Consider the following 11,371-nt stretch of genomic DNA (forward strand, 5'->3'; position numbering starts at 1 on the left):
CGTATACACGCTTTCCAGGCGTGCGCCTTCAACCGCTCGGCCACCTGTCCTAATTCCTGCTCTCTTAACGAAAGCGAAGTCCGCTATTCTAACAGAATCTTATCGATATGGTTTTTCGACCAAAAAACCATATCAATCACTAACCAATATGCTGCAGGCCCACCATGCGCTCTACATAGCGGGCGATCATATCGATTTCCAGATTGACCTTATCGCCGGCCTTGAGATGCTTGAGCGTTGTCGCTTCCACTGTATGCGGGATTAAATTGATACGGATCTCGCAACCGGCAGCATGATCAGCGACATCATTGACGGTCAGGCTAACACCGTTCACGGTAATAGAGCCTTTGTATGCCAGATACTTGGCAAGGGCTGCGGGCACGTTGATGCGTAGGTCCCAGGATTCGCCCACGGGCTCAAAACGCGAGACCTCGCCCAATCCGTCAACATGACCGGACACTAAATGGCCATCCAGCGAATCACCCATGCGCAAAGCATGCTCCAGATTGACCGCGCCGGGGGCATCCAGCCCTGCCGTGCAATTCAAGCTTTCGCGCGAAACATCGACACTAAAGCTATTCGGTCCGAGCTCCACGACGGTCATGCAGGCGCCTTGAATGGCAATGGAGTCGCCAAGCTTGGTGGAGTCACGCAGGAAGCCCTCGGCATGAATGCTTAAATGCACGCCCGAATCTTCCTGCCCTCGATTAAAGGGGGTTACTCGTACGATTTCGCCGATAGCGGCAACAATGCCTGTAAACATGAACTATCTCTCTTGGTTAGCAATGCAAGCCAGGCATTTTACCTAACATCGCGCGGCTGCACTGCTTGCAACAAATGCTTCCAGCGCTCGATATGCCGCGCGCGTACACGCAGATCGGGGGAAACGCTTTGGACATCGGTAAATTCGAAACGCTGCGCTTGCGCCAGGCTACTCAGGGCATCAAGACGAACCATGCCCAGCCCTTCGCCCAGCAGCACAGGCGCGGTATAGAGCAGCAGTTCGTCAACGCACTGCGCCTGCAATAAAGCGCCGCTAAGTATCGAGCCCGCTTCGACGTGAACCTCGTTGATATCGCGCTCGCCCAGCCAGCGCATGATGGATGGCAGATCGACACGCTGTCCGCATGCCGGCATCTCGACCACCTCGGCATTGCGGTCAGCCAAACGTGCGGCTTTAGCCGGATTCGAATGGCTGGCAAATACCCATACCTTGGAGCCATCGAAAATACGGGCGTTTTCATCGATTTCCAGCCGCGTATCGATAATGGCTTTGATCGGTGGACGCGCGGTCTCGACATGGCGTACATTCAATTGCGGATCGTCGGCCTTTACCGTACCGGACCCTGTCAGCATGACGCAACTACGAGCGCGCCAATGATGGCCATCGGCACGCGCGGCGGGACCTGTAATCCATTGCGACTCGCCGTTGCTTAATGCGATGCGGCCATCCAGCGATGCCGCCAACTTTAGCCACACCCATGGCGTTTTGCGGGTCATACGCGCAACAAACCCAGGATTGATCGCCAAGGCTTCAGGCGTGCAAACCTGTGTGGCAACCGGTATTCCAGCAGCGCGCAGCTTGGCGATGCCCCGGCCGCCAACCAATGGATTAGGATCGTACATCGCCACTACTACGCGGGCTGGTCTCGCGGCGATGACAGCATCGACACAGGGCGGCGTGCGGCCGTAATGGCTGCAGGGTTCAAGGGTTACATAAATAGTGGCGCCTGCCACATCAAGGCCACGCTCTGCGGCTTGGCGCAAGGCCATGACTTCAGCATGAGGGCCGCCCGCTACCTGGGTTGCGCCCTGCGCCAATACTTGACCGTCGCGCACAATCAGGCAGGCCACGCGAGGATTAGGCGCGGTGATGTACATCACGCTTTCTGCAAGCGTCAGCGCCTGGCGCATCCACCCTTCGTCATCAATGATGGCGGAAGTAGTCACGGCTTGCCGGGCGCCTGGAACTCATCAATGGTTTTGACGAATTCGCCTATGTCTTCAAAGCTTTTGTAAACCGAGGCAAAACGCACATAGGCGACCTGGTCCAGTTTTCTGAGCTCGCCCATGACAAGCTCGCCCAAATAGCCGGTACCGACTTCGCGCAAACCGCTGACCAATAGCTGTTCCTGTACGCGAGCCACCGCGGCATCGACGTCTTCTGTACTTACTGGCCGTTTGCGCAACGCCAGATTCAGACTGCCGCGCAACTTGTTGATATCGAACTCTACACGCGTGCCGTTGCGTTTGACCACGGCAGGCATGACCAGTTCGACCCGTTCGTAAGTAGTGAAGCGGCGATCACAGGCCGTGCAACGGCGACGGCGACGTATGGTATCGCCCTCTTCCGAAACCCGGGAGTCAATAACCTGCGTATCGAAGCTGCTACAGAACGGGCATTTCATAATTGGCTGGCCCCGGACAAAACCGGGGCTGTCCCTGTCTTAACGGTAAACCGGCAGACGCGCCGTCAGCTCGTTGACACGCTTACGAACATCGGCAATAGCCGTCTCGTTGTGCGGATTGTCGAGCACGTCGGCAATAAGGTGACCGGTGAGTTCCGCTTCGGCTTCTTTGAAGCCGCGGGTGGTCATGGCCGGCGTACCCAAACGCACGCCGCTAGTAACGAACGGCTTTTCGGGGTCGTTGGGAATGGAGTTTTTATTGACGGTGATATGCGCGTCGCCCAAGGCAGCCTCGGCCACCTTGCCGGTAATACCCTTGGCGCGCAAGTCGACCAACATAAGATGACTTTCGGTGCGGCCAGAAACAATGCGCAAGCCGCGCTCAACCAGAGTGCGCGCCAATACGTCGGCGTTCTTGAGAACCTGGGCGGCGTAAGTTTTGAATTCGGGTTCCAGCGCTTCTTTGAAAGCCACTGCCTTACCGGCAATAACATGCATCAGCGGACCGCCTTGTATCCCGGGGAAAATAGCCGAATTGACGACCTTTTCGAACTCGGATTTCATCATGATGACGCCGCCGCGAGGGCCGCGCAAAGATTTGTGGGTGGTCGACGTGACAAAGTCGGCATGCGGCACAGGATTGGGGTAAACGCCGCCGGCAACCAGACCAGCGTAATGCGCGATGTCGACCATGAACAAGGCGCCGTTATCGTGCGCGATACGCGCCATGCGTTCGAAGTCGATACGTAGCGAATAGGCTGAAGCCCCGCCCACGATCAATTTAGGCTTGTGTTCTTTGGCCAGCTTTTCCAGCTGGACGTAGTCGAGCTCTTCGTTGGCATCCAGGCCGTAGGACAGGAAGTTGTACAGCTTGCCCGATGCATTGACGGGCGAACCGTGTGTAAGGTGACCACCCTCGGCCAGGCTCATACCCAGCACGGTGTCGCCGGGCTTAAGCACCGCCATGTACACACCCTGATTGGCTTGCGAGCCGGAATTCGGCTGAACGTTGGCGGCTTCAGCGCCGAAGAGTTCCTTCAAGCGATCAATAGCCAACTGCTCGACGATATCAACGTATTCGCAACCACCGTAGTAGCGCTTGCCGGGATAGCCTTCCGCATATTTGTTCGTCAACTGCGTACCCTGAGCCTGCATGACGGCTGGGCTGGTGTAGTTTTCAGAAGCAATCAATTCGATATGCTGTTCCTGACGAACATTTTCTTTCTGAACGGCTGCCCATACTTCGGCGTCTACTTGATCAAGGGTACGTGAGCGGTCAAACATTAGCTATCCTGATAGGTGATTTTGGCAATTGGAACGAACTCGCCTATTCTAGCGCGAATACGTTTTCATACGATCGGCAAAGCGGCAGGCACCGGGGAGCCCGCTTGCGTGTACAAGCCTTACGATTTCCCGATAAGGCGCGGGTTAAGGCTATACATACCGGTGATCGACGCCTGTGCAAGCACGTGGCCTTGAATCGCACTGATAACATCGGCGCCAGTAAATTTCCCCTCGAACGGCAGTTCGGCGATATCCAGCGCATAGACCGTGAATATATAACGATGGACTATTGCATCGTTCCAGGGCGGGCAAGGACCGTCGTAGCCAAAGTAGTCGCCATTCATGTCGCGATCAGCTGCAAACCAGCTGGTGTAATCATTTACGCCCTGGCGGGTCCCGTCCAGCGCCAATGGCCCGGCTTTGCCACGCGGGGTAATCCCATCGGAATAGGCGCCCTCGGCAATAGATGTGGTTGCGGCGGGAACATCCACCAACGCCCAATGGTAAAAATCGACTCGAGGCAGGTCGGCAGGTACCTCGCGGTCCTCCTGATTGACATCGTCAGGCTTGCTAGGCACATCGGGGTCATGGCAAATAACCACAAACGATTGCGTAGCCGCAGGCGCATCTGTCCAGGAGAGCTGAGGATTGGCATTGCCCGCGAGCAAAACATGGTTCTGTCCATCGGGCTTGGCAAACGCATTGCGTTCGGGAATGACGCCTTGGTCCGTAAACGATTCGCTAGTAAGCTTCATAACAAACTCCTGCTATAAAAGGGGCTGTCAGCCTGTTAATGTGACCCGGGCAAACTTGCGCTTGCCCACCTGTACAACGTATGTGCCTGCTGGCAATTCCAGGGATTTGTCCTCGATACGGCTGCCATTGACACGCACCCCGCCCTGCTCGACATTGCGCTGGGCCTCTGCGCCCGACGCCACCAGCCCGGCCTCGCGCAAGACCTTGAGTATTCCCAGGGATGCTGCGCCGATCTGAATTTCCGGCATATCTTCGGGAATGGCGCCATCGCGAAAGCGTGCCTCAAAGCCTGCCAACGCATCTTGTGCAGCTTTCTGAGAATGAAAGCGCGCCACCATTTCCTGAGCCAAGGACACCTTAGTATCGCGCGGATTCATGCCTTCTTTTACTTGCTTTTGTAACAGCGCGATATCGTCCATAGAGCGGAAGGACAAGAGTTCAAAATATTTCCACATCAGCGTGTCGGAGATCGACATCAACTTACCGAACATGGATTCAGGCGTTTCGGTGATGCCGATGTAATTGCCTTTGGATTTAGACATTTTATCGACGCCGTCAGTACCTTCCAGCAATGGCATGGTCAAGACGCACTGCGGTTCCTGGCCATACTCTTTTTGCAGCTCGCGCCCGACGAGAAGATTGAACTTCTGGTCTGTTCCGCCGAGTTCCAGGTCGGCCTTCAGCGCGACGGAGTCATAACCCTGCATCAGCGGGTACAAAAATTCATGCACTGAAATAGGCACACCGCCTTTGAATCGCCGCGTGAAGTCTTCGCGCTCCATGATGCGCGCAACGGTATAGCGCGATGCCAGCTGTATGATGCCCCGCGCACCTAGCGGATCGCACCATTCAGAGTTATAGCGGATTTCCGTTTTGGAGGGATCCAGCACCAGGCTGGCCTGGGCGTAATAGGTTTTGGCGTTTTCGTGAATTTGCTCGGCGGTAAGCGGCGGACGCGTCGCATTGCGCCCGCTGGGATCGCCGATCATGGAGGTGAAATCGCCGATCAGGAAAATGACGGTATGGCCGAGATCTTGCAACTGACGCATTTTATTCAGCACCACCGTGTGTCCCAAATGAATGTCGGGCGCGGTAGGATCCAACCCCAGCTTGATTCGCAACGGTTTGCCTGTGGCATGACTACGGGCAAGCTTCGTGGCGAATTCGGACTCGACCAGCAGTTCGCTGCAACCGCGCTTGGCTATGCGCAAGTCGGCTTCAACTTGTGGAGTGATGGGGGCTTCGGTGGGCGACATATAAAACGCTTTATAAGAAAATATACAAAAAAAAACTCGAAATCTTTAGCCTAATGCGCTAGCATAACGTGCGAGCGCGATCCCTGCATACCTATGGGTCTATACAGAAACGATGCATAGCATCATCTTATCAGAGCGCTTCCCCTCCCCGAGTTAGGGGTACGCGTTTTTGGTCGCGGCATTTCCTGCAGTTCTATCCGGCCGGATACATTCTTCAAATTTAGCAGCGCATTCTAGGTCTTGGTTTTTTTATGTTCAAAAAAGGGACAACAGACACTCCCTCGTATCGTGACACCCTTCGTGCACACCGCAAACCCCACCATTTCATCCGCAACGGTATAGCGCTTGTCGCCCTTGGCCTGTTTGTCACCGCTGCCGCGCTGGCCGTCGTCAAGCCGCCAGAAACACCCACGGTTTACCAGGCAAGCAAGCTTCTTGCTCTGCCTGAACCGTTTCCGCAACCTCTGGCCGACTCGACAACACCATTCATCAGCGAAACCCAGATCCGACGCGGCGATACCCTGGCAGCCCTGCTGCAACGCCTGCGGGTGCAAGAACGCGGACTGCAGCAGTTTCTTGTCCAGAACAAAGATGCGCGCTCCATCTACAAGCTTTACCCAGGCCGCAGCATACAGGCCGCGCTAGATGGCGATGGCAACCTGCTCTGGCTACGCTACAACCATACGCCGGCCGCCAACGATAACGGCAAGTACGTGTCCAAGTGGCTGGAGGTATCCGCCAATGGCGACGAAAGCTTTACCGCGACGGAACACAGCCAAGTAGCAGACGTGCAAGTCCGCATTGCCGAAAGCGAAATCAAAAGCTCACTATTCGGCGCCACCGACAGCGCCGACATCCCCGATGCGATCACTTTGCAAATGACCGAAATCCTCGGCAGCAAGATCGATTTCATACAAGATTTACGGCAAGGCGACCGCTTTCGCATCGTTTATGAATCGTATTCCCATGAAGGTCGGGAAATTGGGGCCGGAAAAATCCTGGCGCTTGAATTCGTCAATAAAAACAAGGCCTACGAAGCGGTCTGGTTTGCCGCCGATAAGTTGGCTGGCAGTTATTACGACTTTAGCGGCAGCAGCCTGAAAGGCGCTTTCTTACGCACTGCCCTGAAATTTTCCCGCATCAGTTCCACGTTCGGTATGCGCAAGCATCCGGTACATGGCGGATGGCGCGGCCATAAAGGCGTTGACTACGCCGCGCCCACCGGCACGCCAATACATTCCACAGCAGATGGCGTAGTGGAATTCGTCGGAAAACAGAGTGGCTATGGCAATACCATTATCATAAAACATCACAGCAATTTCAGTACCTTATACGCTCATCAAAGCCGATTCGCCCCAGGTATCAAAAAAGGCCAGGCTATCAGCCAAGGTCAGCTTATCGGCTACGTAGGCTCTACTGGTTGGGCTACCGGGCCCCATCTGCACTATGAATTCCGTGTCGACAATAAGCAGATAGACCCTCTGTCGGTCGACCTGCCTGTTGCTCGCACCCTGGATGGGCAACAGCGCAAGGCGTTTGACCGTAGCGTTGCCCTGTATCGCGAGCATATCCAACTGCTCGCCACCGACCAAAGCAGCGACGACACTCAGGTCGCAAGCCGCTAACGCAGCTTGCATAAGGAATTGCCACGCATCATGCCGCAAGCGCTATTTATTGGCCTAATGTCAGGCACCAGCACGGATGGCGTTGATGCGGTGCTTGCTGATTTCTCGCACCCCGACAAGCCCACCGTACTGGCGTCGACATCCCTTCCCATGCCAACGGCGTTGCGCCAGGAGTTTCTTGCGCTAAATATTGCGGGAGCCAACGAACTGGCCCGTGCGGCCTTGGCTGGCAATGCCCTGGCCGAGCTCTATGCCAGCGCCACGCACGACCTGCTTGCCCAGACGGGCCTTACCGCCGACCAGATACGCGCCATCGGAGCCCACGGCCAAACAGTCAGGCACGACCCCGCCGCTGGCTACACCATACAAATCAATGCGCCCGCCCTGCTTGCCGAACGAACCGCGATCGACGTCATAGCCGATTTTCGTTCGCGCGATGTAGCCGCTGGCGGCCAGGGTGCGCCCTTAGTGCCCGCTTTTCATCATGCCCTGTTCGCCAACCAGCAGGCTCGCGCAATTTTGAATCTGGGCGGCATCGCCAACGTAACGCTGTTAAGCCCCGACGGAGGCATCCGCGGCTTCGACACTGGTCCTGCCAATGTCCTGCTTGATCTTTGGGTACAAGCGAAAACGGGAAGCGCATACGACGCGGCAGGCTCATGGGCAAGCACGGGGCAAGCCAATATGGCTCTGCTCGAATTCCTGATCCGCAGCGAACCCTGGTTCGACCAAGCGCCGCCCAAATCAACAGGCCGCGATCAGTTTAATTGGGAATGGTTAGAGCAACGCCTGTCGGCGTTTGATGGCCCACCGCTGGCCGATAACGACGTACAAGCCACCTTGCAGCGACTAACAGCGGAAACGGTATCGCAGGCGATTGCGCGGCATGCACCGGACACCAAGGATATGCTGGTGTGCGGCGGCGGCGCCCTGAATGATGGCTTGATGCAAGACCTGCAAAACACCATGCCATGCCCGGTATACCCCACCTCGGCCGTGAACATGCCCGTGCAATTGGTAGAGGCCCTGGCCTTTGCCTGGCTGGCCTGGGCACATGTCAGCGGCTATCGGGCTGGTTTGCCCGATGTCACCGGCGCGCGCCGGGCCAGCCTTTTAGGGTGCAAGTACCCCGCCTGATCAGGGCGAAAACGAAGAACCGCAACCGCAAGTCGAGTTGGCGTTGGGATTACGGATAACAAACTGAGCGCCTTCCAGGTCGTCTTTGTAGTCGATTTCAGCGCCTACCAAGTACTGAAAGCTCATGGGGTCGACCAATAGCTGGACGCCTTCTTTGTCGATGGTGGTGTCGTCATCGTTAATGGTTTCATCGAATGTGAAACCATACTGAAAACCGGAACAGCCGCCGCCCTGCACAAATACGCGCAATTTAAGTTCGGGATTGCCTTCTTCAGACAGCAGATCTTTGACCTTGGCCGCTGCGGCGTCAGTAAAGATAATAGGCGTAGGTGGCGCCTGCAGATCAACGGATTCGGTAAGGGTATTCATAGGGTACTCCGCGGCAACCATAAGGGCTGCACAATAACTAACTATAACATTCACCCGGCCTATTCGGCCGCTGGCAGATTTACCGTACGAGACATGCGCACCGTCGCGCCATCCAGTACGTTAAGCGTGACAGTTTGCGGTGTGAAATCTTCGGGCATGCTTAAAAAACCGCCGCTGCGCTGGAACTGATCGAAGCTTAGTTCAAGGCCACTGGTTTCAGCGCTATCGCCGGCACTGGCGCTAGTGGCAACGGGCAGCTTGACTGCTGGCAATTCTATTTTAACGGTTTTACCCTGCTGGCTTCCTGTAGCGACAAACTGCATAACCCCTTTAAAAGGTTTTCCGTCAGCGCCGGTGCCAGTGCGCATTAATAAGACCTTGTACTGCAAGATGGGGCCTTTTCGCTCGATATCAAGGGCCCGTATGCTGACTGAACCAGCAGGGCCTGGCGGCAACAACTGATTAAAGAATGCCAATTGTTCGTTAGCGCGACCTAGCTCGGCCTGGCTTGCCTGCAAGGAAGCCTCAAGCCCTTTGCGCGTACTTTCTTCGACCATCAACTGACCTTGAACCGCATCAAGCTGGGAATTGGCCTGAGCCAGGCTGGATCTGCTTTGCTCCAGCAGGGTTTCCAGTTCGTGACGAGCCGCCTTGTACTCCTGGCTAGCCTGATCGTTAAACCAGAACTTGGCACCCACTCCGCCAACTACCAAACCCAGTAGAAAGACTGGAAAAACCAGCCAGAGCCACTTCCCTTTGGATTTGCTTGCGGCGTGCGCCGAAACAGGCACCGACGCTGCCGGAGCCTTTTTGGGCGCCGACGCGCCGACTGCTGATGCTTGCTTCTTCATGATAGAACAGACCGCACAAGTGGCAATCGGTTCCGAAAAGCCGACAAACAGTTGTTACGGCAAAATAGCCACATGCTCGAGGCCGGTCGATTCGGGCAAGCCAAACATAAGATTCATGTTTTGCACAGCCTGGCCCGACGCGCCCTTGACCAGGTTGTCCTGGGTAACCAAGATAACCAATTGATCGCCGCCACCCGGCCTGTGGATCGCAATACGCAAATAATTGGACGCCCGTACCGAACGTGTTTCAGGCAAGCTACCCGCAGGCATGACATCGACAAAAGCGTCGTTGGCATAACGCTGTTCAAACAAGGCCTGGAAGTCGGTATCCAGCGCTTCGGGCAAAATGCGCGCATAAAGCGTAGAGAACATGCCGCGTATCATGGGCACCAGATGAGGAACAAAGGTAAGCCCAACCGGCGCACCAGCAAGGAGTTGCAACTGTTCAGAGATTTCAGGGTGATGCCTGTGGCCCGCCGCGCCGTAGGCCTTGAAGTTATCGCTGGCTTCGGAAAATAGCGAGCCGACCTCTGCCTTGCGCCCTGCCCCCGAAACCCCCGACTTGCAGTCTGCAATAACGTGCGTGGTATCGATAAGCTGGCGGCCACCTTCGATAAGCGGAGCCAGCCCCAGCAGAACCGTTGTGGGGTAACAGCCAGGATTACCGATAACCTGCGCGCCAGCAATTTTCTGGCGATTAAGTTCAACCAGGCCATAAACAGACTGCTGCAGAATGTCCGGGCAAGAATGCGGCATTTTGTACCAGCGCTCGAACACATTGGTGTCTTGCAAACGGAAGTCGGCGGCCAGGTCAATGATACGCACGCCGTGTTTGAGCAGATTTTCGGCCTGGCTCATGGCCACCCCGTGCGGCGTGGCAAAAAACACGACATCGCACTGTTCGAGCTGAGCTTTTTCAGGTGTTTGGAAACACAGATCGACTTTGCCGCGCAGATTGGGAAACATATCGGCAACAGGCATGCCGTCTTCTTTGCGCGATGTAATTGCCGTAAGCCGGGCGTTGGGATGCTGCGACAACAGGCGCAATAGCTCTACACCCGTATAGCCCGTACCACCCACAATACCAACCTTGATCTGTGCCGCCCCTGCCGAAGTCATAATAATTCCCAAAAACAAATCGTCAATAACTAGATTATGCAACAAGCTTGCCGCCCACAGGGAAATCCCCGGACAAACCTGACCTATTAATACAAAAACCCCAGCCGAAGCCGGGGTTTTTGTTGGTCGCAAGGCCGAAGCCTTGAGTACAGCGAGATTAACGCTTGCTGAACTGCTTCCGACGACGTGCTTTGTGGAAACCGACTTTTTTACGTTCGACTTCACGAGCATCGCGAGTTACGAAACCAGCCTGCTTGAGCGGCGATTTCAGTGTTTCGTCGTAGTCGATAAGCGCACGGGTAATACCGTGGCGAATCGCACCAGCTTGACCGCTTTCACCACCGCCGTGGACATTGACTTGGAAGTCGAATGATTCCAGATGGCTGGTAAGTTCCAATGGCTGACGCACAATCATGCGGCCAGTTTCACGAGCGAAGTACTCGTCGACGGGCTTGCCGTTGACGACAATCTTGCCCGAACCTTTCTTCAAGAACACACGTGCCACCGATGATTTGCGGCGGCCTGTTCCATAGTTCCAATTACCGATCATGACCTATCCTTAGAAT

At 55.6% G+C, this 11,371-nt stretch carries 12 protein-coding genes; 2 read left to right on the top strand and 10 right to left on the bottom strand.

Going from position 1 to position 11,371, the window contains the following annotated elements; all coding sequences use genetic code 11:
- Positions 1-139: 139 nt before the first annotated feature.
- The 6 genes from ABWO67_RS16335 to tyrS all read right to left on the bottom strand — a co-directional run bounded on the left by ABWO67_RS16335 (position 140) and on the right by tyrS (position 5,704).
- The gene (locus ABWO67_RS16335) at positions 140-763 is read right to left on the bottom strand and encodes a riboflavin synthase (RefSeq protein ID WP_353153425.1); all 624 of its coding nucleotides are present in this window, start codon (positions 761-763) and stop codon (positions 140-142) included.
- 38 nt (positions 764-801) lie between these two features.
- Positions 802-1,950, bottom strand: coding sequence for a bifunctional diaminohydroxyphosphoribosylaminopyrimidine deaminase/5-amino-6-(5-phosphoribosylamino)uracil reductase RibD (gene ribD / locus ABWO67_RS16340; protein ID WP_353153427.1), 1,149 nt, complete (start codon positions 1,948-1,950; stop codon positions 802-804).
- The gene (gene nrdR / locus ABWO67_RS16345) at positions 1,947-2,408 is read right to left on the bottom strand and encodes a transcriptional regulator NrdR (protein WP_353153428.1); all 462 of its coding nucleotides are present in this window, start codon (positions 2,406-2,408) and stop codon (positions 1,947-1,949) included. Before nrdR ends, ribD begins: the two co-directional genes overlap by 4 nt.
- A gap of 39 nt (positions 2,409-2,447) precedes the next feature.
- A complete protein-coding gene (gene glyA, locus ABWO67_RS16350) occupies positions 2,448-3,692 on the bottom strand; it encodes a serine hydroxymethyltransferase (RefSeq protein ID WP_353153430.1) in 1,245 nt (414 codons plus the stop codon).
- Positions 3,693-3,811: 119 nt separating this feature from the next.
- On the bottom strand, positions 3,812-4,447 hold the full coding sequence (locus ABWO67_RS16355) for a YbhB/YbcL family Raf kinase inhibitor-like protein (protein WP_353153432.1): 636 nt from the start codon (positions 4,445-4,447) through the stop codon (positions 3,812-3,814).
- A gap of 27 nt (positions 4,448-4,474) precedes the next feature.
- On the bottom strand, positions 4,475-5,704 hold the full coding sequence (gene tyrS / locus ABWO67_RS16360) for a tyrosine--tRNA ligase (RefSeq protein WP_353153434.1): 1,230 nt from the start codon (positions 5,702-5,704) through the stop codon (positions 4,475-4,477).
- A 251-nt stretch (positions 5,705-5,955) separates the two neighbouring features.
- On the opposite strand from tyrS, the gene ABWO67_RS16365 reads away from it, so the two are divergent.
- Positions 5,956-7,329, top strand: coding sequence for a M23 family metallopeptidase (locus tag ABWO67_RS16365; RefSeq protein WP_353153436.1), 1,374 nt, complete (start codon positions 5,956-5,958; stop codon positions 7,327-7,329).
- Positions 7,330-7,359: 30 nt separating this feature from the next.
- The gene (locus ABWO67_RS16370; RefSeq protein WP_353153438.1) at positions 7,360-8,466 is read left to right on the top strand and encodes an anhydro-N-acetylmuramic acid kinase; all 1,107 of its coding nucleotides are present in this window, start codon (positions 7,360-7,362) and stop codon (positions 8,464-8,466) included.
- On the opposite strand, the gene erpA is transcribed toward ABWO67_RS16370, so the two are convergent.
- The 4 genes from erpA to rpsI all read right to left on the bottom strand — a co-directional run bounded on the left by erpA (position 8,467) and on the right by rpsI (position 11,355).
- Entirely contained in the window at positions 8,467-8,835 is a 369-nt protein-coding gene (erpA, locus tag ABWO67_RS16375) for an iron-sulfur cluster insertion protein ErpA (protein ID WP_353153440.1), read from the bottom strand.
- Between the two features lie 59 nt (positions 8,836-8,894).
- Positions 8,895-9,686 (bottom strand): DUF6776 family protein, encoded by a 792-nt coding sequence (locus ABWO67_RS16380; protein WP_353153442.1) that lies wholly within the window; start codon positions 9,684-9,686, stop codon positions 8,895-8,897.
- A 54-nt stretch (positions 9,687-9,740) separates the two neighbouring features.
- Positions 9,741-10,805 carry an N-acetyl-gamma-glutamyl-phosphate reductase gene (argC, locus tag ABWO67_RS16385; RefSeq protein WP_353153444.1) on the bottom strand — a complete coding sequence of 355 codons (1,065 nt, stop codon included), beginning with the start codon at positions 10,803-10,805 and terminating at the stop codon, positions 9,741-9,743.
- Positions 10,806-10,962: 157 nt separating this feature from the next.
- A complete protein-coding gene (rpsI, locus tag ABWO67_RS16390; RefSeq protein WP_353153446.1) occupies positions 10,963-11,355 on the bottom strand; it encodes a 30S ribosomal protein S9 in 393 nt (130 codons plus the stop codon).
- Between the last annotated feature and the right edge of the window lie 16 nt (positions 11,356-11,371).

The organism is Pollutimonas bauzanensis, assembly GCF_040393045.1.
Classification (GTDB): domain Bacteria; phylum Pseudomonadota; class Gammaproteobacteria; order Burkholderiales; family Burkholderiaceae_B; genus Pollutimonas; species Pollutimonas bauzanensis_A.